The following is a 25,472-nucleotide window of genomic DNA, read 5'->3' as shown; positions in this document are numbered from 1 at the left end:
GCTATCCCCTAACTTAATGATCCATATTATTGCCGATAGATGCTATATTTAGACAGTTCGTCTCACTGGTGGAACACCATGAAACTTCTTGCTCTTGTCGACTTCAATCTGGTTGCCCGCCACGGCGGGTTTGGTAAAGCGTCGCGCGTCACTGGTCGGCCAAAAGCGACGCTGTCACGGCGTGTGGCAGAGCTGGAGGCAAGCCTTGAGTTGCGTTTGTTCGAACGCGGCGCGCGACTTCTCAAGCTGACCGAAGAAGGAAGGGCGCTATTCGAGCGGACGAGCCAGTTGTTCACTGAACTCGACGAGACGACTGCGGCAATTGCCTCTGGCGGACGCGAACCAAGGGGGAAACTTCGGATCAGCGCGCCTTTGCTGTTTTCACAGACTGCGATGGGGAAACTGGCCGCGGACTTCGCCCTCAAATATCCGGAGGTCCGGCTTGAGGTCACGACCGAAGATCGCCCGGTCGATATGATTGAGGAAGCCTATGATCTGGTAATAAGGGTCAACCCGGAACCTGATGAAAGCCTTGTCGGTCGTGTGTTCCTGCGTGACCGACTGGTGATCGTTGCGAACCCGGGCCTGACGCCACCGATGGATGGCTCCTCTGTCCCGGCTGTTGTACGGGGGCAAGTCCGCCAAGACGAAAGCTGGAATGTGAAAACACCAACCAGCCAGTCAAAGATCGCGGTCAATCCGGTCCTGAGCCTCTCATCGCTCGTCATGGTTCGGGACGCCGTACGCAAAGGAGTTGGCGCGGGACGACTTCCCGTGTCGCTTGTGAGTCACGATCTTGCCGATGGTACGCTGGTGCATTGGGGCGATGTGGACGGGCCGGAAATCACCTTATGGGCACTCTATCCGTCACGCCGATTGCTAAGCGCGCGCGTGTCGGCGTTCCTCGACTTTTTACGGGATGCTTTTCCCAAAGGAACTCCGGACGAGTTGGCGGCCTATGTGGGAAGATGAAAGCCATATAGCTTGGCTTCCATGCCTGCCGTCCGCTTGAAAACACCACAGAAAAGGCGGGCCGGCCCATTGGAAAGGACCAACCCGCCGGAAACCGGCCGCCTGAATTCGGGCGGGCAGGAGACTGGTATATAACGATCAGGATCAGAAGTTGTAAACCAGCCCCAGACCGATACTGTAAACATAGTCATCATCAATCAACGGACTGTCGGTATAGCTGTCAGGCAGCAATTCCACCCCACCGGTTCCAAGCAGAACGATACTTTCGGTAATCGGATAGGTGACAGAGACGTCAAGATGCGGGATGAAGGCTGCATCCGCGTCATAGGCGTTGCGATCACTTCTGACTTCGGTGCCGCTGACTCCGACATGGTAGTTTGCCAGCTTATCGCTTTGCCAACGTACCCCGCCACCCCAGTCGAATGTTACATTCTGCAAATCCATCGGGATGGTATAGGTGAGGTCAAGTTCATGACCGTCATGGGCGTCATTCAGATCAGTCAGGTAATAGGCCCCGACTTCCCCGCGCCACAGGCGGCTGGTGAAACCGATCCCGGCTTCATAGGCCATATCGCGTTCTTTCATGCCACGCAGATATTCACTATCGCCATTTTCAAACGGCTTCATGCGAAGCGCACCAAGTACGTCAAGACTGGCGAATTCGTTTTGCCATGCGGTGACAGATATCCCGTCGGTCCCGATATGCAGCCGATCCGCATCATAAGCCAGAAGCGGCAAAGGATCTAAATCGACGCTGTCCGCACCACGATAAGGATTGCTTTCAACCTGGCCATATGCCCCAAACTGCCATACCCCGCCAAGCCACGGATCGGCTTCGTCCTGTTTGGGATTGACCTCTTCGCGCAGGATGTCCCTTGTACCTTGCTGCGCATTGGCCGAGGTGCTGATAAAAAGCAGAAGCGCGCTTGCGCATAATCCGGTCCCCAACAGGATCAAACCGTTCCCGACCAGATTTGAGACTCTATAAAAATTCATTTTGTCCGATCACCCTTGTATCAGTTTTGGTGATCCGACTATGCCGATCCGCCCTGTGCATGGCGTCCGGCTCTGTATCCTCGAACCTGATTTAAGCGTTCAAAAGGTACGAATGCGCATTCGGACACGATAAGTATTTGTATCTTATGATTTATCTTCCCGATACGCGCTGGGCGTTTTACCGGTGATTTTCTTGAAGGCCAGATTGAAAGTCGATTTGGAATTAAACCCGACACTGATGGCGATATCGAGGATCGTGCGATCCGGCTCCTCGATCAGCAGGCGGGATGCCTCGTTTGTCCGGACCTCATTGACAAAATCAAAGAAGCTTTTGCCAAGATGCTGGTTCAGGACATAGGAAAGCTGGTTCGGTGTCACGCCGACCGCATTGGCAAGTTTCGGCATGGTCAGAAGCGGATCAAACATTAGCTCGCGTGCCGCCACGATGCGGTCCAGTTTTGCCCCTATCCGGCTGACATCTTCGGGATCAACCACATTGCGCGCCAGACCGGATCTGGGCCTTTTTCCATCACTCTCGCCGGTGTTTTCAACCTCATCGCGTTCAGGCTGTACGAACAATGCAGGATTGGCGGCAATAACGTGACACATCCGGAAGAACACCAGAACGAAAGTCGCCTTCACACACAGAACCAGCCATTCACTGCGTGAAACGATGGTATCGAAAAGACTGATCAGCGTGAAAAGGGTGAAAATCACACTCAACCCGACGAGCAGTTCAAGAACCCAGCGCCTTAGCCCTTTCTGATCGACTTCAAGCTGCCGATGGGCATCTTTCAAGTACCGGACCGCAACATGCCAGATTCGGAACATATAGATCGCAAATTGCAGACAGAAGATCGCGATCAACATCATCAGCAGCAGATTAAAGACGCTGCCCTGACTGAAATCGAGATTGATACGGACGTCGGAAACAGCCGTGTCCGACGACGAAAGACTGGCATGCAGCAGAAAAACGACCCAGACCATGACCACCGACACCGGAAGCATGATTGCAAAATGCCATGCCGGTTTTGCGGACGGGTTGCCTGAGATTTCCCGGAAATAAAGATAGATTGCCGGAATGAAGGCGAAGAAGAAGGGTGTAACAAGCGGTGTTAGATACAGGTTCACAAGTGGGGGGACGATGGTATCGACAATATCGTCGACAAAGCCCATGCCGACAGCCACCGCAAACATCATCAGCCAGCGATTTGCTCGAAATGCGCGTTTTCCCTCGCCCTGCAAAAGAATAATCAGAAAAACGGCCTGAACCGCGCCAAGAGCCGCAATCAGCAGCAGCAGCAAATCGATTGTTTCAAACATTCATGTGCCCGTCATTTGGGACGATAAAGATTACGGCAGCGCTAAAGTATGGGGTTACGCCGCGACAGGGTCTCCGATCGGTAAACACTGGGCGTTTTGCCGGTGATTTTCTTGAAGGCAAGATTGAAGGTCGATTTCGAATTGAAACCGACACTGGTGGCGATATCAAGGATCGTGCGATCGGGCTCATTAACCAGCAATCGGGATGCTTCGTCCGTGCGCACCTCATTGATGAAGTCAAAGAAGCTTTTGCCAAGATGCTGGTTTAAGACAAAGGATAACTGATTGGGTGTTACACCGACCGCAGCAGCAAGTTTTGGTAGGCTGACCAAGGGATCATAGATGAGTTCACCCTTATCCCGGACAGTAGCCAACCGCCGACAAATTCTTTCAATTTCATCGGCATCGACAAGATAACGGGGCGTTGATTGAGGCTGATCCTGCCCGTCCCATTCAGCCTGAACGAACAGGGCCGGGTTGGCAGCAATTAGGTGACACAGGCGCAAAAAAACCAGAACAAACCCGATCTGAACAAGTACAACCGACCAGTCACTTTCTGTCGTAGCAATATCGAGACTTGTGGTCGCGGCGAAAATCACAAAGATAATACTGATTCCGATCAGAAGTTCGCGAACCCAGCGCCGCAAGGCTTTTTCATCTGCCCCCAACTGTTCTCCAGCCTGACGCAAATAGCGATAGGTAACCCGCCACGTCCGGATCATGTAGATCGCGACCTGCAGATACAATCCAAAAAGCACCGTTAAAAATATCATCCCTAGGGCAAAATGATTGCCAAGTTCCAGCTCGATCTCGCCTTCGTTGACAATCAGATCCTGAAAATTTTGCAAAATGAGGAAAACCGAAACGACCAGGGAGACGAATACCGGCAGGAGGATCGCAAAATGCAACAGGGGCCATCTTGGGGAATGCCCTGCGATTTCACGAAAATACAAAAAGATTGCCGGCATCAGAGCAAAGGTCGCCGTCAGGAACACCGGGATCAGATACAGGGTTATCGACGGTTCCAGCAAGACATCGGTCAAATCTTCAACGAAGCTGAGACAGACCGCGATGATGAAAACAAATAACCAGCGATTGGCACAAAAGGCACGTTTCCCCTGTTGATAAAGCAACAGCAGCAGGAACATCCCCTGTACCAGACCGACAACCGCAATCAGCAACAGACAAAGTCTGGGTGTTTCGAGCATGGTGGTATCACATCATCTGGCTTTATGTTTCCCGCATCAGGAAAGACCGCTTGGCGGCACTACCTGATTTCGAGGCCCGAATAGAAGAAGGGCAAAGTTGCAAAATGCCTAGCCCGGCAATACCGATTTCACAACGAAAAATTGTGCGACACTGAAATGGCATGTCGCCGGGAGGCATCCCGGGCAAGATACCTGCCGGAAGCCCATGATTTCACCAAAACGGGAAACATTAACCACTCATTTTCGCGCCAAGATACTGATTCTCGGTGGTTTTGATGCAAAAATATGCAACCTTTCCCATCGCCCGATTCGTAACCAGTTGTTTTCACCGCCAACCCTTTGAATGTGAACTATTTCACATTTCACGCATATAGCGTCCAGCCTGCGACACGAGGCATGACGTTACGCATGAAACGGTTTTGCAGGCTCTGGTTGAAGCCCTCTGCCACCGAACAATCATTGGCAATTCATCCAAATTTCGCAAAATTCCATCAATAAATTACCCATATTACGCAAATAACCACCAATTGTTTCAGGTTTGTGGAATCGTGACTTGCAGATTACGCATGTCAGTCTCAGTATTTTTGCGTACGTACTTTCAGGGAGTACGTCGACAACAAAGCAAAATGGATGAGGGAGACATTACACATGTCAAAACACGCGAAGACCGCAAACGGTCTCGTGAAGGGATTGCTTAATTCCTCGCGGGCGTTTGTGCTGGGTACGGCATTGCTTGCCGGGTCCATGACCATGCTGTCGACCACACATGCGCAGGCGGAAAAAATCCTGCGTGTCGGCAATGACGGCGAACCGCAATCGATGGACCCGCATTACATCTCGACGGTTCAGACCAGCCGTATTTCGGACGATATGTTTCTGGGTCTTCTGACCTATGGCCCGAATGGCGAGCCGGTCCCGGGTGCAGCCGAAAGCTGGACCGTTTCCGACGATGGCATGACTTATACCTTTAAAATTCGCGACCATAACTGGTCGGACGGTGTTCCGGTCACGGCACAGGATTTCATCGCGGGCTGGAACCGTCTGCTTGATCCGTCGACCGGGGCGGAATATGCGTCGCTGCTTTATATCATTGAGGGTGCCGAGGCTGTTAACAGTGGCAAGGAAGGCGCGAAAATCGCTGCCACCGCACTGGATGATAAAACCCTGCAGGTTAAACTGACCGCACCTGCCCCCTATTTTCTGGCCCAACTGACCCACCAGACCGCTTTCCCGATCCCGCAGCATGCGGTTGCCAAATTTGGCAAGGATTGGGTCAAGCCGGAAAACATTGTGGTCAACGGCCCATACAAACTGACCGAATGGCTGCCGAACGTTCATTCCAAGCTTGAAAAGAACCCGGAATTCTATGACGCAGCCAATGTGCCGATCGACGAGGTGATCTATTACACCTATGAAGATCGCACCGCGATGCAGAACCGTTTCCGTGCAGGCGAACTTGACGTCGCACGCGACATCGCGTCCGAACAGATTTCCTGGCTGCGCGATAACCTTGCCGATAGCCTGCGCATCGCACCGTATGCCGGTATCTATTACTATGCGATCCGTACCGACAAGGACATGTTCAAGGATGCGCGCGTGCGCAAGGCATTGTCGATGGCGATCAACCGCGAAGCCATCACTGATTCCGTCCTGAAGACCGGCGAACTTCCGGCTTATTCCTTTGTCCCGCCCGGAACCGGTAATTACGGCGAGCCAGCATACATTTCGTGGAAAGACCTTTCCTATAATGAAAAGCTCGAAGAAGCCAAAAAGCTTCTGGCCGAGGCCGGTTATGGCCCTGACAATCCGCTTAAATTCACCCTGCGCTACAACACGTCTGAAAACCACAAGCGCATCGCGATTGCGGCCCAGAATATGTGGAAGCAGATCGGCGTTCAGGCCGAACTGTTCAACACCGAAGGCAAAATCCACTATGCCGATCTGAAGGTTGGTAACTTTGAAGTGGCACGCGCGGGCTGGATTGCCGATTACAACGATGCGCAGAACTTCCTGTTCCTCGGCGAAGAACGGACCGGGCCGCTGAACTATGCGGCTTTTGATAACCCGCGTTACAACGAACTGATGCTGGAAGCCGAAAAGGAAGGCGACCTTAAAAAGCGTGCCAGCCTGATGAAGCAGGCCGAAGCCATCATGATGGAAGCACAGCCCTACGTCCCCATTTACTATTATGTCTCGAAACAGCTCGTCTCGCCAAAGATCGAAGGCTGGATCGATAACGCCCCGGATCGCCACCTGACCCGCTGGCTCGACATCAAAGAGTAAACGCCGGAGACCTTTGCCGCAGGTCCGGTTAACGGGCCTGCGGCATTCCACCGGCCCCCAATGGGGATGAGAGAGAATTATGCTATCTTACGCCATCCGGCGCCTGATGATCGCGATCCCGACGCTGTTCATCGTGATCACGGTTGCCTTTTTCATGATGCGCATCGCACCGGGCGGACCGTTCGACCAGGAACGTGCACTGCCGCCGGAAATCGAAAAAAACATCAAGGCCGCTTATGACCTTGATAAGCCGCTTATTGAACAATACACGATCTATATCGGTAAAATCCTGCGCGGCGATTTTGGACCATCGATTAAAATTCGCGATTTCTCGGTTGCCGAACTGATCATGGCCGGGGCCCCGGCTTCGATGCAGCTTGGCCTGTCGGCGATCTTCCTTGCCCTGATATTCGGGGTCGGGTTTGGCACCTATGCGGCACTCCGGCAAAACAGCACGGTTGATTTTGTCGTGATGGGTGTTGCCATGGTTGGCATAGCCATTCCGAACTTTGTCATGGCGCCGCTTCTATCGCTTGTGTTTGGTCTGTATCTGTCGATTTTGCCGACCGCAGGATGGGGCGATGGCGGCATTGAATACAAGATTTTACCGATCATCGCCCTTGCCCTGCCGCAGATTGCCTATATCGCGCGGCTGACACGCGGCTCCATGGTCGAAGTCCTGCATTCCAATTACATCCGCACCGCACGCGCCAAAGGTTTGCGCGAAAAGCTTGTCGTGAACCGGCATGCGATCAAGGGCGCACTTTTGCCGGTTGTGTCCTATCTCGGCCCGGCGACGGCGGCGGTGATGACCGGTTCGGTGGTCATCGAAACCATCTTTGGCGTGCCCGGCATCGGGACCTACTTCGTCAAGGCAGCACTTAACCGCGACTACCCGCTCGTGATGGGTGTGGTGATCGTCTATGCGGTGATGATCATCTTTCTGAATTTCCTGGTCGACACGGTTTATGGCCTGCTCGATCCCAAGCTGAAGTCACGCTAATGATGAACAAGGATCAAAAAACAGCGATGCTCCAGGCGGCAGGCGCCCCCGGAGAAATCGAGGGACGCAGCCTGTGGCGCGACGCCCGTATTCGACTGTTTCGCAACAAGGCCGCCGTCGGCTCGATGATCATTCTGGCGATCATCACGCTGATGGCGATTTTCGCCCCGCTGCTCAGCCCGTTTGCCTATGACCAGATCGACTGGGGCTATATTCAGGAAGGTCCGAACTGGGAAAACGGCCATATCCTTGGCACAGATGGCAATGGTCGCGATATTTTCATCCGCATCCTTTATGGCGCGCGCGTATCCCTTGCGGTTGGCTTGCTGGCAACGGCAGTCTCCCTTGTGATCGGGGTGACCTATGGCGCGGTTGCCGGTTATTTCGGCGGGCGTATCGACAACATCATGATGCGGTTTGTCGATGTGCTTTACTCCCTGCCCTTCATGTTCTTTGTGATCATGCTGATGGTGGTGTTTGGCCGAAACATCTTCCTGATCTTTGTCGCTCTTGGCGCAGTTGAATGGCTGACCATGGCGCGGATTGTTCGCGGGCAGACGCTGTCGCTTCGGCGGCGCGAATTTATCGAAGCTGCCCATGCCACGGGTGTTTCGAACTTCAAGATCATTTTCCGCCACATCATCCCCAACGTTCTGGGACCGGTCATTGTTTACATGACGCTGACCATTCCGCAGGTGATCCTGACCGAAAGCTTCCTGTCGTTCCTGGGCCTTGGTGTACAGGAGCCACTGACAAGCTGGGGTGTACTGATTTCCGAAGGGGCGAAAGTGATCGAAGCGGCGACCTGGATGCTTATTTATCCGGCGATCTTCCTGGCACTGACGCTGTTCTGTTTCAACTTCATCGGTGACGGCCTGCGCGACGCCCTTGACCCGAAGGACAGATAGGCACATGACAAATCATATTCTGACTGTTGAAAACCTTCGCGCCCGCTTCCAGACCCCGGATGGGGAGGTCGAGGCCGTCAATGACATCAACTTCCATATCGATCCGGGCGAGACACTTGGCGTTGTGGGCGAGTCCGGATCGGGCAAAACCCAGATTTTCCTTGCCGTGATGGGGCTGCTTGCCAAGAACGGCAAGGCCACGGGTACGGTGCGCTACAAAGATAAGGATATCCTCAATATCCCGTCGCGGCAGCTTAACAAAATCCGCGGTGTCACCATGTCGATGATCTTTCAGGATCCGATGACGTCGCTGAACCCGTTCCTCAAAATCTCAAAACAGATGACCGAGGTACTGGTGGAACATCGCGGCATGTCCGAGGGCGATGCCCTTAAACGTGCGATCAATATGCTTGATCGTGTTGGCATTCCGGGTGCGGCCCAGCGCGTACATATGTATCCGCACGAATTTTCCGGCGGCATGCGCCAGCGCGTAATGATTGCCATGGCGTTGCTGTGCGATCCCGAAGTCCTGATTGCCGACGAGCCAACCACCGCCCTTGATGTGACGGTGCAAGCACAAATCCTTGATCTGCTGCGCGATCTTAAAAAGGATTTCAATACGGCCATCGTCATGATCACCCATGATCTTGGCGTGGTTGCGGGCCTGTGTGACCGGGTCATGGTGATGTACGGCGGGCGGATTGTCGAAACCGGTACGGTGCGCGACATTTTCTATGACAGCCATCATCCCTATACCGAGGGACTGTTGAAATCGATGCCGCGCATCGACACCGCAAGCGAGGAACACCTGTTTGCCATTCCCGGACAGCCGCCCAACCTGCAAAACCTGCCAAAGGGCTGTGCTTATCAGGAACGCTGCGCCTATGTGATGGATCGGTGCTGTGTTTCGCGCCCCGGTCTGTTTGGCTTTGACGATGGTCGCGCCAGTGCCTGCTTCCGGGAGGACGGCCAATGAACGCGATCCGTAAAAAGAAAAACGTGCCGATCCTCTCTGTGCGGGACCTTAAGGTTCACTTTTCCCTGCCGGGCAAGGGATTTTTCGGCCCCGAGCGTAAACTGAAAGCCGTCGACGGGATCAATTTCGACCTGTTTCCCGGTGAGACGCTTGGCATTGTCGGTGAGTCCGGTTGCGGCAAATCGACCCTTGGTCGCGCGATCCTGCAACTGATCCCGCCGACCGACGGGCAGGTCGTGTGGCTGGGCCGCGATATTGTCGGCGCCCCACACCGCGAAATGCAGCCGCTTCGCCGTGACCTGCAGATCATTTTTCAGGACCCGCTGGCCAGCCTGAACCCGCGTATGACAATCGGCGAAATCATTGCCGAACCGCTGGTGACCCATAAGCCGGAACTGGGTAAGGACGAAATCAAGGCGCGCGTCAAACGCATGATGGCGCGTGTCGGGCTTTTGCCGCAGATGATCAACCGGTATCCGCATGAATTTTCGGGCGGGCAATGCCAGCGTATCGGCATTGCACGTGCGATGATCCTGGAACCGAAACTGATCATCTGCGACGAACCGGTTTCAGCCCTTGATGTCTCGATACAGGCGCAGATTGTCAACCTGTTGCAGGAATTGCAGCGCGAATTTGACCTGTCACTGATTTTCATCAGCCACGATCTTTCGATCGTACGTCATATCTGCCACCGCATATTAGTGCTGTATCTGGGCAATCTTATGGAGCTTGCCGACCGCGACAGCATCTATGCCGCCCCCAAACACCCTTATACCAAGGCGCTGATTTCCGCTGTCCCTATCCCCGACCCGGAAATCGAACGCACCAAGGAACGCATCGTGCTGACCGGTGATTTGCCCAGCCCGATCAACCCGCCATCGGGTTGCGTGTTCCGTACCAGATGTCCGTTTGCCAAAGATGTCTGTGCAACCGATGTACCGAGCGTTGACACGATCAACGATCAGCATCAGGTCGCCTGCCATTTCCACGAACGGATGTAGGAGGGCAACCTCCCTTTGCACCACCCAACTTGACCGGGCCGTCTCGCGACGGCCCGATTTTTCTATTTGGCGTCATGGAAAATGATGCCAAGCGTATGCCGTGACCCGGCACGCAGGCGGGAAACACCGTGGCGCATATTCACCCGGTACGTGCCACGTGTTCCCGCAACCGGGCGATGATGAACCGGGAAAATCACAGCGTCACCTTGCATCAGCGGCACGACCTCGGCGCGGGACTGCATACGCGGGCGTTGTTCAGTCAGGACAAATTCACCACCTTCGAAATCCGTTTTCGGGTCGCTTAGAAGGATTGCGACCTGTAATGGAAACACGCAATCGCCGTAAACATCCTGATGCAGGCAATTATAATCCTCCGCCCCATAGCGCAGTAAAAGCGGCGTCGGGCGGGTTTGCCCTGCTTCATGGCATTGGGCAACAAACCGGGCGTGATCTCCGGGAAAGCGCCGGTCCAGCCCCATCGCCCGGTTCCAGCGATTGGCAATTTCGGCCAATGGCGGATAAAGCGATTGCCGCAAACCCGCAATCATATCGGGCAAGGGGTAGGCAAAATATTTGTATTCGCCGCGCCCGAACCCGTGCCGGGCCATATGAATATGGCTGCGAAACGTTTCCGTCTCGTCATAGCATGCGACCAATGACTGGCATGTGTCCGGATCAATCAGGTGTTCAAGGATTGCACAGCCATGGGCATCAAGTTCGCGGGCATGCTTTTCCCAATCAAGCGATGCGATCCCGTCACGGGTCATCTTGTTCATTGCCCGGCCTCCCTGCTTTCGAGGTCCAGCAGGGTTTTCTTGCGCTCCACACCCCAGCGATATCCCGAAAGATCGCCATCCTTGCGCACCACCCGGTGGCAGGGAATGGCAACCGCGATGCTGTTGGCACCACAGGCCTGCGCAACAGCACGGGTAGCACGCGGCGATCCGATCTTTTCGGCGATTTCCGCATAACTTGCCTTTGTCCCGGCCGGAATTTCCGAAAGCGCCTGCCAGACGCGTTGCTGAAAGGCCGTACCGCGAATATCAAGCGGCAGGTGATGACCAAGCTGCGGGGCTTCGACCAGACCGATGATCTGTGCCATCCAGTCCTCGAACGACGGGTCGCCGCCGATCAGATCCGCCTTGGGGAAGGCATCCTGCAACTGGCGCACCAGCGCGTCGGGATCGTCGCCCAGAAGGATCATGCAAATCCCCTTGAGACTTGCCGCACCAAGGATTGCGCCCAACGCACATTGCCCCACCGCAAACCGGATTTTCTCGCCCTTGCCCCCCGCGCGATAGCTGCTTGGCGTCATGCCCAGCATCTTGTGTGCGCGTTCATAAAACCGGCTGTTGGAATTGTAACCCGCATCATAGATCGCCTCGGTCACGGTATTGCTGCTGCGCAATTCCTCGCGCACGCGTCCGGCCCGATACTCGCTGGCATAGGCCTTTGGCGTCACCCCGGTGACCGATTTAAACACGCGGTGAAAGTGAAAGCGGCTCATCCCGGCCTCAGTTGCCAGATCATCAAGGCTTGGCATTTCTTCGGCATTACGGATGGTGTCGCACGCGTTTGTCACGGCATCGGCATTGCGTTCGGCAATTGATGCGGTGTTCGGGCGGCACCGTTTGCATGGGCGGAAACCCGCCTGTTCGGCATCATCGCAACTGGCATGGAACGCGACATTTTCCCGGCGCGCCAGACGCGCACCACAGGATGGTCGGCAATAAACCCCGGTGGTTACCACCGAATAATAAAACTGTCCGTCGGCTTTGCCATCGCGATTTGCCACGGCCTGCCATTTGTCTTCGTCACTGATCCAGCCGATCGCCTTGTTCAATTTCGTCTCCGTCAACATGAGGATGGCTCCTTTATCAGAATGCTGGGATGCCAGATGCATCCGTTTGCCCGGCATTCTGATCGTCCATCCCGTGGGCCGCACTCCGTTCCTTGCTTTCAAATTCGCTACCTACGAAAACCGTCAATTCCGCGAATTCAATGCCAATAACCGGAGTGCCCGACCGCCTTGCCCGAACTAGCGTCTCCCCATCGGGCCATCATCACCACGACGGTCATCCTATCATGACAGAGGAGACGGAAACATGTTCGCACTGGGCGATAAAACCGCAATCATCACTGGTGCCAGTTCCGGCATTGGCCGCGCCATGGCCGAACTTTTCGCAGCGCAGGGCGCACAACTTGTCCTCAATGCAAGGCGCTCCGATCTGCTTGACGATCTGGTGGCCGATATTCGCGATGCCGGCGGCATCGCGGTTGCGGTTCCTGGAAACATTACCGACGAAGCGATTTCAAAACACCTGGTCGAGGCGACCCTCGATCATTTCGGCAAGCTTGATATCGCGGTTAATAATGCCGGAATGGTCGGGGAATCGGTTTCAATCCCCGATATGGCAATCGATGACTGGCATGAAATGATCGAAACCAACCTCACATCAGCGTTTTTCGGGGCGAAATATCAGTTACCCGCCATGCTCGCCAATGGTTCGGGATCAATGATTCTGACATCCAGTTTTGTCGGTCATACAGTGGGGATGCCCGGCATGGGAGCCTATGCTGCCAGCAAGGCGGGCATGATCGGATTAATGAAGTCGCTTGCGGCCGAATACGGACCACAGGGCATTCGGGTCAATGCCCTGCTGCCCGGCGGGACTGATACCCCGGCTAGCATCACCAACAAACCCGGCGCCGGGCCGGAGGTCGAACAGTTCGTCAACAGCCTGCATGCCTTAAAACGTATGGCAAAACCATCCGAAATTGCGCAGGCTGCCCTGTTCCTGGTCTCCGACGCAGCAAGCTTTGTGACCGGAGTACCGTTCCTTGCCGATGGCGGGGTTTCAATCAATCGGACCTGATGACGAAACGGATCGGATGCATCGCGTCCGGTCCGTTTTCAGTTGCGCAGAAACTGCGTGATATCAACTTCGTCGCACTGGCCGGGTTGCAGATATTTACGGCCGTACTCGATGTAAACGCCCGACGACAGCAGCAATTCGAACAGATCATTGTCGATCTGCCCCTTGTCACGCATGTCAGCCAGGATCGCGATGCATTCCGATAACATTTTGGGCCGTTTATAGGGACGGTCAACCGCGGTCAAGGCCTCGAATATATCAGCAATCACCATCACCTTTTCGAGGATGCCCATATCTTCGCCCAGCATGCCGTTGGGATAGCCCGAACCATCCATCTTTTCATGATGGTTGCCTGCAATTGCGGGAATACGCTGCAATTCCTTGGGATAAGGCAATTGTGCCAGCATTTCCTGCGTCACCACCACATGGTCATTGATGACCTTGCGTTCCTCGGATGTCAGGGTGCCGCGCGGAACCGAAAGGTTATAAAGCTCGCCCCGGTTAAAGCCGAGATATGCATGATCAGCACGATCATCGAGAAGCTTTTCAACACCGGGCTGGCTGAATTTCGCAAGATCATCTTCGGTCAGACGCTGATTTTCCGCCCATGAAAGCCCGATGGTGCGATCAAAATGACGCATCCATTCCTGCCCGCCGATTTCATGCAGGGCAAAGACCGCATCGCTATCAAGCTCGTCATCGCCAATGTTGCTTTGCGCAACCATCGAAAACTGACTTTCAAGTTCGGAAATCCGGGCACTGAAATCATCATCGCAACGTTGGGCATCCTCGCCCGAAAGCTTGCGTTTGAGCATCTCGATTTCGGCATCGCGCCTGAGGACCTCGAACCGGGTGCGGATTTCGTGAATGCGGTTATGGATGGTTTCAAGCTTGGTGGCCTTTTCGACCACATGATCGGGTGTTGTGATTTTGCCGCAATCATGAAGCCACGCCGCAAGGTCAAGCTCGTACCATTCCATATCGGTCAGATAGAAATTGGAAAATGTCCCCTGCTTTTCGTCGACGGCCGCCTTCGCCAACATGCGGGCAATGATTGGAACCTTCTCGCAATGATAGGCAGTATGGGGCGATTTGGCGTCAATCGCTTGCCCCAGCACCCGTACGAAACTTTCCATCAGATCGCGCTGTGCCATCAAAAGGCGACTATTTTCAAGCGCCACTGCTGCCTGGCTCGCGAGGGCATTGATGATCGGCTCGATCATCGGGTCAAACGCAATCACATTACCCGAGCTGTCGCGTGCATTGATCAGTTGTAACACACCGATCACAGTGCCGCGCGTGTTTTTCAATGGCACGGTCAGGAATGATTTTGACCGGTAACCGGTTTTGGCATCAAAAGCCCGCGTACCGGAAAAATCGAAACCGTCGGCGAAATAGGCATCCTCGATATTGATCGACTCACCCGTTAACGCGACATAGGTTGCGATGTTTTTGTGATTGGGATTGCCATCTGGATCATAAAGCGGCAACGGCGGAAACGGTTTCTCGTTTTCGCGGCCTGATACGAAAAACGTATCAAGCGTATCATTCATTAGAATACGAAACTGAAGCTCTGTTTCCTCCTTGTTGACCAGATACAGCGACCCGCCATCGGCATTGGTAAACTGCCGGGCTGCCATCAGGATTTTCTGATGAAGTTCCTCACGACCCTGCTCTGCCGACAGGGCAATACCAAGATCCACCAGCTGCGCAAGATAGCGCGCATCGGTGTCTGCGCTTCGGGCTATGCGGGTCGGAGGATTTTTCAAATCATCCCCGGTGCGGGTCATAAATACGCGCCATTATCTGTGTCCACTCGCGATCAGAGCGGTTTGCCCGCCCTTGTTCTGGAATGCTCGTTTTACGAACTATATCCATCAGGAGATTGAGATAATCTTAGCAGATGGCAAGTTCCACACAGGTAAAAAGCTATAATAAAGCTGTTATGCCCCAAAGCGGGGTTCCCGATAGTAATGCGTTTGGTGCGTGTCACCCCCTGATAAAAAGATCAAAACTGCCAATAGGCAGGAACCCAGGCATAGCCGACATCCGTTTTGAGCATTCGGCCAAGGCCCGGGAACGGATAATGGAAACCGAGAACAAGAAGCCGGTCTGTTGCCGCCATGTCAAAGATGCGCCGGCGAGAAGCAAGAGCCGTTTCCTTGTCGCGATCCGGCCCCGGCAGCCATGATCGGTCGACATTGACGATTGGATGATAAGCAAGGTCGGCTGTAAGCAGGAGCTGGTCATTCCCTGATTGAACAAGGAAGTTCGCCATGCCAGGCGTATGGCCCAATGCCGGAAGCGTGATCAGACCGGGTATAATCTCTTCTCCGGGTTCATACAATTCGATCCCGTTCGCAACCGGTTCGACGCTCCGCTTGATGGCCGCGGCGAAATTACGACGGAAATCCTCGGGCACCGGCATGTAGGAAAGATCCGGATCGTTGACGACAAAGAAATCCCAATCAGCACGAGGCGCAAAAACGGTCGCGCGTGGAAATGCCTTACGACCATCAGCTGTCCGAAGATTTCCGACATGATCCGGGTGCGTGTGGGAAACAACCACAATGTCGATATCCTCGGGCCTCAAACCGATTGCCGCCAAGTTATCAAACAGACGACCGCCCTGCGGTCCCATCGTCTGCCCGGCGCCCGCCTCAAGCAGTATCCGTCTGCCATTCGTTTCGATAAGAAGCGTATTGAGATTAAGTGTCAGACGATCAGTCGGCAAAAAGGCTTGCCTGAGAACTTCCTCCAATTCTGCCTCCGGCGCGTTACTGGCGTAAATCCGGGGCGGACCACCGATCAGCCCGTCGCTCAACACGGTTGCAGATATGTCATCTCCGACACGAAACCGGTAATGGCCAACATTTCCCCCCGCATTCCCGTTTTGGAGCGGGGACGACGCGCCGGAAGCAGCCTGGGCAAAGGCTATACCGCCGGTTGGCAAGATCAGTCCCGCTGCTGCCGATGCGGCTGTCAGCATGATCTTTCTGCGATTCAATGTAATTCCGCTCATACTCATCATCCTGTCCAAATTGTGATTGCAGGTGTCGTATTTGATTGCAGCGTCGTCCGGCACGGCACCTGTAGGCGATGCCTTTTCTAGAGATGACACAGATCGAGCGCACAGATAAGCTAACAAAAATGGATCAGCTTATTAAGCAGAGCTTTGCAATGAAATCGCTACGCCTTGATAGCCTGGAGATATTTGAGGACGTCGTGCGATGCGGTGGCTTCAGAGCTGCCGCGCTCGACAGGGGTGTCTCATCCTCTGCGATTAGCCAATCTGTCAATGTGCTTGAGGAAGCGTTGGGCATCCGGTTGCTGAACCGGACGACACGCAGCGTCTCGCCAACCGAAGCAGGCGAACGACTTCTTGAGCGACTTGGGCCTGCCCTTCACGACATCAGAACAGCGATCGACGATCTCAATCAGCTCCGGGAACACCCATCCGGTACTGTGCGGATCAATGCGCCGGGCCCGGCCGCCGACCATGTTCTGTGCCCTCTGGCCTTTGAATTCATGGAAATTTACCCCGACATCAATGTTGAAATCGTCAGCGAGGCAGCAATCATAGATATTGTCGAGCATGGTTTCGACGCCGGTGTGCGTTTCGGACATCAACTTGCCCAGGACATGATCGCGATGCCGCTGGGTCCCGCCTTACAATATGCAATTGTGGCCTCCCCCGATTATCTGCGCAGGAGGGGTCGCCCCGGTTCACCGGACGATCTTCTGACGCATGACTGTATTCGCCGCCGTTTTCCCGGTGGAACCTTGGTGACGTGGAAATTCGCGAACAACGGGAATGAGGTCGAAATCACCCCGAAAGGCCGGTTGACGCTGAGTTCCGCGCATCAAGAGCGTCAGGCAGCCCTTGCAGGATCGGGCATCGCTCATCTGTTTGACGATTATGTTCGCAACGATGTCAAACAGGGCAGACTTGTCGAATTGCTTGTCGATTGGAAGAAAAAGCTGCCGAGTTGGTATCTGTATTATCCGAACCGGCGCCATACGAGTGCGGCCATGCGTGCCTTTCTTGAATACATTCGCAATCGGAAATGGCCTGCAATCGGCGAATAATGTCCGGCAGGAAAATCCGGAAACGCCGCGCAACGGCCCCAAAAACACCGGCAAAGATGCCTCTGAACGCAAACAGCCTACGATGCAGGGTTGCCAATCGCAGCGATATGGACTATCCGACGCGTTGAAAGCGTGCCGGAACCAGCATCGCACTTCGCTGATCACGCAATCTGGTCATGACCCGGCACCCAACCATCCTGCCCGGAGGCGACTGCATGATCCCCCGTTATTCCCGTCCGCAGATGACATCAATCTGGGAACCGGCGAACAAATTCCGTATCTGGTTTGAAATCGAGGCACACGCTGCCGACAAACTGGCCGAGCTGGACGTCATTCCGGCTGCCTCTGCCAAACTGGTCTGGGAAAAAGGCAACAAGCCTTATACCCAGGATCGTATTGACCGCATCGATGCTGTCGAAGCCGAAGTCAAACACGACGTGATCGCCTTCCTGACGGAACTGGCAGAACAGGTCGGTGAAGAAGCCCGTTTCGTTCATCAGGGCATGACCAGCTCCGACGTTCTCGATACCTGCTTTAACGTTCAGCTTGTTCAGGCAACCGACATCCTGCTTGAAGACATGGACAAGCTTCTGGCTGCGCTGAAAAAGCGCGCCTATGAAACCAAGGACATCGCCTGCATGGGGCGTTCGCACGGCATCCACGCGGAGCCGGTAACCTTTGGCCTGAAACTGGCAACCTTCTATGCCGAGTTTAAACGCAACCGCGACCGTCTGGTGGTCGCCCGCGAAGAGATCGCGACCTGTGCGATCTCCGGTGCAGTCGGCACATTCGCCAATATCGACCCGCAGGTCGAAGAACATGTTGCCGCCAAGCTTGGCCTGAAACCCGAACCGGTTTCAACCCAGGTCATCCCGCGCGACCGTCATGCCGCCTATTTCGCAGCCCTTGGTGTTATCGCATCCTCCATCGAACATCTGGCAACTGAAATCCGCCACCTGCAGCGCACCGAAGTCCGCGAAGTCGAGGAATTCTTCTCGAAGGGGCAGAAGGGTTCGTCGGCAATGCCGCACAAACGCAACCCGGTTCTGACCGAAAACCTGACCGGCCTGGCCCGTCTGGTGCGCTCGATGGCGATCCCGGCGATGGAAAACGTTGCCCTTTGGCATGAACGCGATATTTCGCATTCATCGGTCGAACGCAATATCGGCCCGGATGCGACCGTAACGCTCGACTTCGCCCTGATACGTCTGACCAATGTGGTTGAAAACCTTGTCGTCTATCCGGAACGGATGGACGAAATCCTTAATCAGATGGGTGGTCTGGTCTTCTCGCAGCGCGTGCTGCTAACCCTGACGCAGCATGGCGTTTCGCGCGAAGATTCGTATCGCATCGTTCAGCGTAACGCGATGAAAGTCTGGAACCGCGAAGGCGATCTGCTGTCGCTTCTGAAAACCGACGCAGACGTTACCGCGAAGATCCCGATGGAAACGCTCGAAAGTCTGTTTGACCTTGGTTACCATACCAAGCATGTCGACACGATTTTCGCCCGTGTGTTTGCCGACTGACGGTAACACCGCGCACCAAAATCAAAGCCCCGGTCAACTGGCCGGGGCTTTTCTGTTTACGTATTTTGCAACAGGGAAAGTTCCTGCGCCTCGCCCAGCAGCCAGTCACGAAACAGCTTTACCTGACCGCGCAGTTCCCGGTTTTTCGGATGCACCAGATAATATCCCAATGGAACAATCTGGACCTGTTCGGGAAACAGATGGATCAGCTTGCCTTCCATCACGTCTTCCTCCGCCAGTAACGGGTTGGCCATCACAACCCCCTGCCCGTGGATCGCGGCCTCGATCGCCATAGATGTCTGATCGATTTCAATGCGCTTGATTGCAGCAATCTCGACCGGGTTCATCTCGGCAAACTGGCCTAGCCATTCTTCCCACCAGTCATGCAGAATGTCGTTTAACAAAGTCGCACGTGCCAGATCGGCGGGGCGCTCAAACCCCATCCGGTCACGATAGGCAGGCGAACAGAAGGCCGCCGCCTGCCCGCGATAGATCAGGACGGATTCAAGCTTTTCATCATTCCCGTCAAAATACCGCACGGCGATGTCGACCGGATCGCGATCAAAATCCGTGAATTGTACTGACGAACCCACGTGAAGTGACGTTGACGGATAATCGATCAAAAACCGCGCCATGCGTTTGGAAAACCATTTCGCGGCGAAGCTTGGCGGCATGACCACACGCACCATATGCTCACGCTGCCCGCGCAAATGCTGACTGGCGTCAATAATCTGCTGCAGGGCGGGCGATATGCGCGCGGCATATTCAAGCCCATCGGCGGTTGGTTTGACCTGCCGGACCGAACGGGCGAACAGCTCCACACCCAGCCAATCTTCAAGCTTTCTGATCTGCTGTCCGACGGCGCCGGGTGTTACGTTCAGTTCCTCCGCTGCACGAGAAAAACTATTCAGTCGAATGGAAGCCTCGAATGCACGCAAGGAATTCAGGGGCGGATATGAACTCATGATGCAGATTTTCTATCCCATGATCCAGATAACATGATTTGTACGCCATTCCGGCCAGACCTACAATCACGGCATCACCCCCACGAAAGTTCCGGCCATGAAGAACAACGCATACCTCGTCTTTGGCTTTCTTGCCCTGTGCTGGGGCATGACCTTTTTGTTCAACAAAACGGCAAGCAGCCTGATATCGCCAATGCAAGTGGTGACGGTGCGGGTCATCATGGGCTTTCTGCCGGTTCTGGCATTTGCGATGGCGCGCAAGGTGCTGCATTGGCAGCATCTGCGCCATACGCATCATTTCATTGTCATGTCGCTTCTCGCGGCCACCGTCTATTACCTTGCCTTTGCCAAGGGCATCTCGCTTCTGCCATCCAGCGTTGCCGGGATGCTAAGTGGTGTGATCCCGATGTTTTCCTTTATCGCGGCGGCCATTTTCCTGCGCAGTGAACCGATCAATATCCGTTCGATCAGCGGATTGCTGTTTGGTTTTGCGGGTGTCCTGATCATTGCAAAACCTTGGGAAAATGGCACATCAGGCATCGATCTGATGGGTGTGGTTTACGTCGCCATCGGGTCGGGCTGTGTCGGGCTTTCATTCGTCTATGTCCGCAAATTCCTGAGCCCCCTTGGCATTTCACCAATTGCACTTTGCACCTATCAGCTTGGAATTTCGGCGGTGACACTATTGATCATTGGCGATTTCACCGGGATTGATGCGATCTTTACCAACTGGAAAATTGCCACCGGGCTTTTTATCGGCCTTGGCATGTTCGGCACAGGCATTGCCTATATGTGTTATTACTTCCTGATCGGGAAACTCGGCGCGGTCAAAACCGCCGGGGTCACCTATATCCCGCCGGTTATTGGCCTTCTGACCGGAAGCCTGATCTTGGGCGAACCGGTTTCCGCAACCGATATTGTTGCGACCGCCATGATCCTGTCGGGTGTTTTCATCATCCAGTCTGGTCGCACCCCGCCGTCATCTGCAAACACGACATCACCGAATGTCCGGGCACACAACCTGCCCGAACGTGCCTGAGACTCTCCGTCTCATGGACTGCACCCCCGTATTGAGAACGGGGGTGCTTTTTTATGGGGTTATTTTCCTGATGCGGCCCTGATAAAGGCCGTGATCAGCGGATGATTTTCACCGCGCAGGGCGGATCGTTCCGGCTGAAACGCCGTGCCGATAAAGAAACGATGATTGTGCAATTCCACCGCGCGGGGATCACCATCTGCATCCCATGCCCCAATCTGCAACGCCTGCCCGTCCAGAAGCCCCGCATAATCACGATTAAACCCATAACTGCACCGATAGGTTTCAATCAGATGGTCCGATCCGCAATGAGCCCGGATCAGGCTGCCCGCAGCCAGATCAATCTCGCCATCCTGATCAATCAGCGCACAGGTCAGGGGCGCAATAAGCGGCAGTTCCGCATCCGGATCAATTTCGGCATTCGCGGCATTGGCAAGCCCCAGAACATTGCGCGCATATTCGAGAATCGCATGCTGATAACCGCCGCATGTGCCCAGAAACGCAATATCGTTCTCGCGCGCGAACCGGATCGCGGCAAGCGCACCTTCAAGACTTTCATACGGACTTGCCGGAACACACCACATCCCATCATAGCCAGACAGTATCAGCGCCGCACCGCCATCAAAACTCGGCGTTGCAATCCAGTCATATTCGACGGAAATGCCGATTTCGGCAGCCGCAATTTCAATGGCCTTGGGGATGGCCTGATGGGCGGTAACGGCGGGATTATAATCCCCGACAAGGGCAATACGGATGGTCATTTCAGTTCCTCGTTTCAGGTGACATTACGAGGGGAACAGCCCGAACCACCAAAGAAAAACGGCCCGTGAAATCACGAGCCGGGTTTCAAGCGTTAAACAGCGCTGCCTTTGACGAGCATACTACAACGTTCCGGTACGCGCCATATCTTCCAGTGCGATTTTTACCGCCTGCGCCCGGTTGGACACGTGCAGTTTGCGGTAAATGTTTTTCAGGTGATATTTCACCGTGATTTCGCGCAGGTCGAGATGACGCGCGATATCCTTGTTAGGACGCCCTTCGGCCAGAAGCGCCAGAACTTCACGTTCGCGCGGGGTAAGGCGACTGAAATCGCCTTCATTGCCAAAACCACCCGCCATGCGCGGTTCGCCGTCACTGCCACCACCAAAGCCATCACCCATATCGTTCAGGATAGAGGACGGCAGATATTTCTCACCGGCCAGCACCAGCTGAATGGCATTGGCGAGTGCCTGCCCGCGCAATGTTTTGGGGATAAAGCCTTGCGCGCCATTTTCAATGGCATGACGCACATCTTCGCTGCGATAGGCCCCCGAAAGCAAAACAACCGATGTTGTCTTGGCTGCTTTTTCAAGAGTGCGTTTCAACCCCTCAAGCCCGTTCATGCCGGGCATCCGCAAGTCCAGAAGCACCAGATCGAAATCGTTCTGTGCCTCGATATGCTCCAGTGCCGGGTCAAGCGCGCCTGCCTCGACCACTTCACAACCTTCGAAATATTGCTGGAACAGCAGTGATAATGCTTCACGAACCAGATCGTGATCGTCTGCCAACAGGATACGCAAAGCCTTTGCCCTTCTCTACCTGACCCACAACCATGCCCGAACATTCACAAGCAAAACAACGCGTGGCTGCAACCAGAAATCTTTCTTGATCCGGGAACAGAATACGAAACCGGCTAATGGTTTGCAAATCCGAACTTTTTCTTATTTCTGCAAAGCAACTATTCCTCGAGCAGCTCGGCACGCGCAAGCGGGCGCAATTCTTCGAGTTTGCGGTTTACCTCGCTGACCGTCATGTCGATATTATGCCGTCCGAAATCGGCCAGAAGCACGGATATGATACCGTTTTCCTGCGGATTACTGACAACATCACCGACGATTTTGGCCGCATAGGAACGACTTTCCGTCTCGCTCATTCCCATTTTATCGCCCGCCCAGGTCGCCAGCATTTTGTATAGGTGGGCTTCGATCCGGAAATTCTGTTCCAGGTCAAAGCTGTATTTCGCCTCGAAACCGCGTTCACGATCCGTGAAATTGGACATGTTCTGGCTCCTCCATCCGGTTTATTTTTGATCGGGACGTTTCCCCTCGTCCTTTATTTATGGACTCTATCACACCATGTCACCGCCCCACCCCGATACTTTTGAATTTGACAAATGCCGGTCCATGTCGCTTTGATCTGGGTCATGTGTACAGTTATCATTCTGCGCCGCCCCGACCATGAATGGCCGGTGATTATCGGCGCCAATCGCGACGAAATGAACACCCGCCCGTGGAAGGCCCCTGCCCGCCATTGGGAGGATCGCCCAGATGTTATCGCCGGACTGGATGAAACCGGCGGCGGAACATGGCTTGGCATCAACGAAGATGGCGTGGTGGCCGCCGTGCTTAATCGCTATGGCACGCTGGGCCCGGCCGATGACAAACGATCGCGCGGTGAATTGCCGCTCGAAGCACTCGACCATGCCGATGCCATCGACGCGGCCCAGGCATTGGCCGAGCTTGACGGCACGGCATATCGCCCGTTCAACATGGTGATTGCCGATAATCGGGATGCCTATTGGCTGGCCAATCGCGGCGAAGGCAAAATTGAAATCACTGACATCCCCGAGGGATTGTCGATGATCACCGCCCATGACCTGAATGACAAAACCAGCAGCGAACGCACCAAACGCAATCTGCCGCGTTTTTTAAGCGCACCGCCCCCCAACCCTGAAGCCGATGACTGGTTTGCATGGCAGGCGCTTCTGGCCGATACCGGCATGATGGAACCCGATCCCGAACATCATGACATCCGTGCCGATGCTATGCTGGTGCGCAGCAATATCGGGTTCGAGACGATCTGTTCGTCCCTGATCGGACTTCCGGCTATTCCGACTCAGAAAAACGAACTGCCGCGCCGCCCGATCTGGCTGTTTGCCAACGGCCAGCCCGACAGCGTCCCCTTCCTCCCGGTCGAGATTTAGGGAGTCCACCGGGTTCACCCCCGTAACGCCCCGTTTTCGGGGATCTTTTTCGTCGTGGCCCTTCGCGGGTTCGACGGTTGCAAAATCCTATTATCAAGTCTGCGTAAATAGACCTACACGGCAATTGAGTTTCTGCGTCAGCACTGCTATACGGGGGGCGCGATTTTCAGGGTGCTCGGGGACACTCCCCGCAAGCAAAGATGTGAAAGATCCCGCCAATGTCCAGAAAGCAGCCCATCTACGAGGGTAAAGCCAAGGTTTTGTACGAAGGTACCGAGCCCGGAACCATCATCCAGTATTTCAAGGACGATGCCACGGCGTTCAACGCACAGAAGCGCGGCACCATTGCCGGCAAAGGCGTCCTGAACAACATGATCACCGAATTCGTCATGACCCGTCTGGCGGAAATCGGCATCCCGACGCATTTCATTCGCCGCATCAATATGCGCGAACAGCTTTGCAAGAAATGCGAAATCGTTCCGATCGAAGTCGTGGTGCGCAATATCGTCGCCGGTTCGATGGCCAAACGTCTTGGGCTGGAAGAAGGCGAACGTCTGCCGCGCCCGATCGTCGAATTTTATTACAAAGACGACGCGCTTGGTGATCCGCTGGTTTCTGACGAGCATATCCTTGCCCTTGGCTGGGCAAGTGCCGAAGAGCTCGAGGAAATCGTCGGCATGACCCTTCGCGTGAATGATTACCTGTGCGGCCTGATGCGCGGCATCGGAATCAAGCTGGTCGATTTCAAACTTGAATTCGGACGCGTCTGGGAAGGCGATTTCATGCATCTGGTTCTGGCCGATGAATTCAGCCCGGACAACTGCCGCCTCTGGGATGCCGTGACCAACGAAAAGATGGACAAGGACCGTTTCCGCCGCGATCTTGGCGGGGTCGAGGAAGCCTATCAGGAAGTGGCGCGCCGTCTCGGTGTCCTGCCTGAGTCCGCGGACATAGAATCGCTGAACAAAGACAAATAATCCCAAGGCCGCGCTTGCGCGGCCTTTTCTTATCGACGCCGGAACCGTCGGAACCGGTACATTATTGTTTGCAAACAAGTATCGCCGTATGGCGAGTGCGCACTCAAAGGAGCTTCTCGTGAAAGCACGTGTCCATGTCACCCTGAAGAACGGTGTTCTTGACCCGCAGGGTAAAGCCGTTCATCACGCCCTGCAGGGTCTTGGTTTTGCCGGTGTCAACGATGTCCGCCAGGGCAAGTTCATCGAACTCGAACTGGATGGCAGCGACGTCGAAAAGGCACGCGCCGAGGTCAAGGAAATGTGCGAGAAGCTTCTCGCCAATACCGTGATCGAAGATTACAGCATCGAGCTGGCCTAACTGCCCGGGCGGG

Annotated in this window: 24 protein-coding genes; 13 read left to right on the top strand and 11 right to left on the bottom strand. The window is 54.6% G+C overall.

The features are described from left to right. Nucleotides 1-78: 78 nt before the first annotated feature. Nucleotides 79-972, top strand: a complete 894-nt coding sequence (locus tag TH5_RS15960) for a LysR family transcriptional regulator (RefSeq protein WP_114122671.1) — start codon at nt 79-81, stop codon at nt 970-972. 144 nt (nt 973-1,116) lie between these two features. Here the strand turns inward: TH5_RS15960 and TH5_RS15955 are convergent, their stop codons facing one another. From TH5_RS15955 to TH5_RS15945, 3 genes are all read right to left on the bottom strand, one after another. Further along, entirely contained in the window at nt 1,117-1,968 is an 852-nt protein-coding gene (locus TH5_RS15955; RefSeq protein WP_114122670.1) for a MipA/OmpV family protein, read from the bottom strand. Nucleotides 1,969-2,112: 144 nt separating this feature from the next. Continuing rightward, nucleotides 2,113-3,291 (bottom strand): AraC family transcriptional regulator, encoded by a 1,179-nt coding sequence (locus TH5_RS15950; RefSeq protein WP_114122669.1) that lies wholly within the window; start codon nt 3,289-3,291, stop codon nt 2,113-2,115. Between the two features lie 41 nt (nt 3,292-3,332). After that, a complete protein-coding gene (locus tag TH5_RS15945) occupies nt 3,333-4,499 on the bottom strand; it encodes an AraC family transcriptional regulator (RefSeq protein WP_114122668.1) in 1,167 nt (388 codons plus the stop codon). A gap of 648 nt (nt 4,500-5,147) precedes the next feature. Between TH5_RS15945 and TH5_RS15940 the strand changes: the two genes are divergently transcribed. From TH5_RS15940 to TH5_RS15920, 5 genes are all read left to right on the top strand, one after another. After that, nucleotides 5,148-6,782 (top strand): peptide ABC transporter substrate-binding protein, encoded by a 1,635-nt coding sequence (locus TH5_RS15940; RefSeq protein WP_114122667.1) that lies wholly within the window; start codon nt 5,148-5,150, stop codon nt 6,780-6,782. Between the two features lie 79 nt (nt 6,783-6,861). Beyond that, nucleotides 6,862-7,785, top strand: a complete 924-nt coding sequence (gene oppB / locus TH5_RS15935; RefSeq protein ID WP_114122666.1) for an oligopeptide ABC transporter permease OppB — start codon at nt 6,862-6,864, stop codon at nt 7,783-7,785. A gap of 26 nt (nt 7,786-7,811) precedes the next feature. Continuing rightward, complete coding sequence (locus tag TH5_RS15930) at nt 7,812-8,693, top strand: ABC transporter permease subunit (RefSeq protein WP_062953445.1); 882 nt, start codon at nt 7,812-7,814, stop codon at nt 8,691-8,693. A 4-nt stretch (nt 8,694-8,697) separates the two neighbouring features. Then, a complete protein-coding gene (locus TH5_RS15925; protein ID WP_114122665.1) occupies nt 8,698-9,669 on the top strand; it encodes an ABC transporter ATP-binding protein in 972 nt (323 codons plus the stop codon). Continuing rightward, nucleotides 9,666-10,670 (top strand): ABC transporter ATP-binding protein, encoded by a 1,005-nt coding sequence (locus TH5_RS15920; RefSeq protein WP_062953355.1) that lies wholly within the window; start codon nt 9,666-9,668, stop codon nt 10,668-10,670. The genes TH5_RS15925 and TH5_RS15920 overlap by 4 nt, the downstream gene beginning before the upstream one ends. Before the next feature lie 62 nt (nt 10,671-10,732). Here TH5_RS15920 and TH5_RS15915 read toward each other — a convergent pair whose 3' ends face one another. Both TH5_RS15915 and ada read right to left on the bottom strand, forming a co-directional pair. Next, entirely contained in the window at nt 10,733-11,446 is a 714-nt protein-coding gene (locus TH5_RS15915; RefSeq protein WP_114122664.1) for a 2OG-Fe(II) oxygenase, read from the bottom strand. Continuing rightward, nucleotides 11,443-12,531, bottom strand: a complete 1,089-nt coding sequence (gene ada, locus TH5_RS15910) for a bifunctional DNA-binding transcriptional regulator/O6-methylguanine-DNA methyltransferase Ada (protein ID WP_114122703.1) — start codon at nt 12,529-12,531, stop codon at nt 11,443-11,445. Before ada ends, TH5_RS15915 begins: the two co-directional genes overlap by 4 nt. 244 nt (nt 12,532-12,775) lie before the next feature. Between ada and TH5_RS15905 the strand changes: the two genes are divergently transcribed. Then, complete coding sequence (locus TH5_RS15905) at nt 12,776-13,546, top strand: SDR family oxidoreductase (RefSeq protein WP_114122663.1); 771 nt, start codon at nt 12,776-12,778, stop codon at nt 13,544-13,546. Between the two features lie 38 nt (nt 13,547-13,584). Here TH5_RS15905 and TH5_RS15900 read toward each other — a convergent pair whose 3' ends face one another. Together TH5_RS15900 and TH5_RS15895 are read right to left on the bottom strand one after the other, a co-directional pair. Continuing rightward, nucleotides 13,585-15,336, bottom strand: a complete 1,752-nt coding sequence (locus TH5_RS15900) for a GAF and HD-GYP domain-containing protein (protein WP_114122662.1) — start codon at nt 15,334-15,336, stop codon at nt 13,585-13,587. A 218-nt stretch (nt 15,337-15,554) separates the two neighbouring features. Further along, the gene (locus tag TH5_RS15895; protein ID WP_244204944.1) at nt 15,555-16,568 is read right to left on the bottom strand and encodes an MBL fold metallo-hydrolase; all 1,014 of its coding nucleotides are present in this window, start codon (nt 16,566-16,568) and stop codon (nt 15,555-15,557) included. Between the two features lie 158 nt (nt 16,569-16,726). Here TH5_RS15895 and TH5_RS15890 point away from each other — a divergent pair, with 158 nt between their 5' ends. Both TH5_RS15890 and purB read left to right on the top strand, forming a co-directional pair. Next, nucleotides 16,727-17,635, top strand: coding sequence for a LysR family transcriptional regulator (locus TH5_RS15890; RefSeq protein WP_114116115.1), 909 nt, complete (start codon nt 16,727-16,729; stop codon nt 17,633-17,635). Between the two features lie 215 nt (nt 17,636-17,850). Continuing rightward, the gene (purB, locus tag TH5_RS15885; RefSeq protein WP_114122702.1) at nt 17,851-19,161 is read left to right on the top strand and encodes an adenylosuccinate lyase; all 1,311 of its coding nucleotides are present in this window, start codon (nt 17,851-17,853) and stop codon (nt 19,159-19,161) included. A 56-nt stretch (nt 19,162-19,217) separates the two neighbouring features. Here purB and TH5_RS15880 read toward each other — a convergent pair whose 3' ends face one another. Then, nucleotides 19,218-20,126, bottom strand: coding sequence for a LysR substrate-binding domain-containing protein (locus TH5_RS15880; RefSeq protein ID WP_114122660.1), 909 nt, complete (start codon nt 20,124-20,126; stop codon nt 19,218-19,220). 97 nt (nt 20,127-20,223) lie between these two features. On the opposite strand from TH5_RS15880, the gene TH5_RS15875 reads away from it, so the two are divergent. Beyond that, the gene (locus tag TH5_RS15875; RefSeq protein WP_114122659.1) at nt 20,224-21,165 is read left to right on the top strand and encodes a DMT family transporter; all 942 of its coding nucleotides are present in this window, start codon (nt 20,224-20,226) and stop codon (nt 21,163-21,165) included. Between the two features lie 59 nt (nt 21,166-21,224). Here the strand turns inward: TH5_RS15875 and TH5_RS15870 are convergent, their stop codons facing one another. From TH5_RS15870 to TH5_RS15860, 3 genes are all read right to left on the bottom strand, one after another. Further along, entirely contained in the window at nt 21,225-21,923 is a 699-nt protein-coding gene (locus tag TH5_RS15870) for a CTP synthase C-terminal region-related (seleno)protein (protein WP_114122658.1), read from the bottom strand. A gap of 120 nt (nt 21,924-22,043) precedes the next feature. Beyond that, on the bottom strand, nt 22,044-22,721 hold the full coding sequence (locus TH5_RS15865) for a response regulator (RefSeq protein ID WP_062953342.1): 678 nt from the start codon (nt 22,719-22,721) through the stop codon (nt 22,044-22,046). A 158-nt stretch (nt 22,722-22,879) separates the two neighbouring features. Continuing rightward, entirely contained in the window at nt 22,880-23,200 is a 321-nt protein-coding gene (locus TH5_RS15860; RefSeq protein WP_114122657.1) for a DUF1476 domain-containing protein, read from the bottom strand. A 144-nt stretch (nt 23,201-23,344) separates the two neighbouring features. Here TH5_RS15860 and TH5_RS15855 point away from each other — a divergent pair, with 144 nt between their 5' ends. From TH5_RS15855 to purS, 3 genes are all read left to right on the top strand, one after another. Further along, nucleotides 23,345-24,124, top strand: coding sequence for an NRDE family protein (locus tag TH5_RS15855; protein WP_167443576.1), 780 nt, complete (start codon nt 23,345-23,347; stop codon nt 24,122-24,124). A gap of 218 nt (nt 24,125-24,342) precedes the next feature. Beyond that, nucleotides 24,343-25,101, top strand: a complete 759-nt coding sequence (gene purC, locus TH5_RS15850; protein ID WP_007092029.1) for a phosphoribosylaminoimidazolesuccinocarboxamide synthase — start codon at nt 24,343-24,345, stop codon at nt 25,099-25,101. A gap of 118 nt (nt 25,102-25,219) precedes the next feature. Continuing rightward, nucleotides 25,220-25,459, top strand: a complete 240-nt coding sequence (purS, locus tag TH5_RS15845) for a phosphoribosylformylglycinamidine synthase subunit PurS (protein WP_007092030.1) — start codon at nt 25,220-25,222, stop codon at nt 25,457-25,459. The last annotated feature ends 13 nt before the right edge of the window (nt 25,460-25,472 follow it).

Origin of the sequence: Thalassospira xianhensis MCCC 1A02616 (assembly GCF_003326475.1) — a bacterium.
Classification (GTDB): Bacteria; Pseudomonadota; Alphaproteobacteria; order Rhodospirillales; family Thalassospiraceae; genus Thalassospira; species Thalassospira xianhensis.
This window is presented reverse-complemented; position numbering and strand designations above follow the sequence as displayed.

Coding starts and splice junctions, on each gene's coding strand:
- TH5_RS15945 (WP_114122668.1), bottom strand. CDS start 4,499: ATGCTCGAAACACCCAGACTTTGTCTGTTGCTGATTGCGGTTGTCGGT.
- TH5_RS15895 (WP_244204944.1), bottom strand. CDS start 16,568: ATGAGCGGAATTACATTGAATCGCAGAAAGATCATGCTGACAGCCGCA.
- TH5_RS15875 (WP_114122659.1), top strand. CDS start 20,224: ATGAAGAACAACGCATACCTCGTCTTTGGCTTTCTTGCCCTGTGCTGG.
- TH5_RS15950 (WP_114122669.1), bottom strand. CDS start 3,291: ATGTTTGAAACAATCGATTTGCTGCTGCTGCTGATTGCGGCTCTTGGC.
- TH5_RS15855 (WP_167443576.1), top strand. CDS start 23,345: ATGTGTACAGTTATCATTCTGCGCCGCCCCGACCATGAATGGCCGGTG.
- TH5_RS15900 (WP_114122662.1), bottom strand. CDS start 15,336: ATGACCCGCACCGGGGATGATTTGAAAAATCCTCCGACCCGCATAGCC.
- TH5_RS15960 (WP_114122671.1), top strand. CDS start 79: ATGAAACTTCTTGCTCTTGTCGACTTCAATCTGGTTGCCCGCCACGGC.
- TH5_RS15870 (WP_114122658.1), bottom strand. CDS start 21,923: ATGACCATCCGTATTGCCCTTGTCGGGGATTATAATCCCGCCGTTACC.
- TH5_RS15905 (WP_114122663.1), top strand. CDS start 12,776: ATGTTCGCACTGGGCGATAAAACCGCAATCATCACTGGTGCCAGTTCC.
- TH5_RS15880 (WP_114122660.1), bottom strand. CDS start 20,126: ATGAGTTCATATCCGCCCCTGAATTCCTTGCGTGCATTCGAGGCTTCC.
- purB (WP_114122702.1), top strand. CDS start 17,851: ATGATCCCCCGTTATTCCCGTCCGCAGATGACATCAATCTGGGAACCG.
- TH5_RS15925 (WP_114122665.1), top strand. CDS start 8,698: ATGACAAATCATATTCTGACTGTTGAAAACCTTCGCGCCCGCTTCCAG.
- TH5_RS15955 (WP_114122670.1), bottom strand. CDS start 1,968: ATGAATTTTTATAGAGTCTCAAATCTGGTCGGGAACGGTTTGATCCTG.
- ada (WP_114122703.1), bottom strand. CDS start 12,531: ATGTTGACGGAGACGAAATTGAACAAGGCGATCGGCTGGATCAGTGAC.
- TH5_RS15890 (WP_114116115.1), top strand. CDS start 16,727: ATGAAATCGCTACGCCTTGATAGCCTGGAGATATTTGAGGACGTCGTG.
- TH5_RS15930 (WP_062953445.1), top strand. CDS start 7,812: ATGCTCCAGGCGGCAGGCGCCCCCGGAGAAATCGAGGGACGCAGCCTG.
- TH5_RS15920 (WP_062953355.1), top strand. CDS start 9,666: ATGAACGCGATCCGTAAAAAGAAAAACGTGCCGATCCTCTCTGTGCGG.
- purC (WP_007092029.1), top strand. CDS start 24,343: ATGTCCAGAAAGCAGCCCATCTACGAGGGTAAAGCCAAGGTTTTGTAC.
- oppB (WP_114122666.1), top strand. CDS start 6,862: ATGCTATCTTACGCCATCCGGCGCCTGATGATCGCGATCCCGACGCTG.
- TH5_RS15940 (WP_114122667.1), top strand. CDS start 5,148: ATGTCAAAACACGCGAAGACCGCAAACGGTCTCGTGAAGGGATTGCTT.
- TH5_RS15915 (WP_114122664.1), bottom strand. CDS start 11,446: ATGAACAAGATGACCCGTGACGGGATCGCATCGCTTGATTGGGAAAAG.
- TH5_RS15860 (WP_114122657.1), bottom strand. CDS start 23,200: ATGTCCAATTTCACGGATCGTGAACGCGGTTTCGAGGCGAAATACAGC.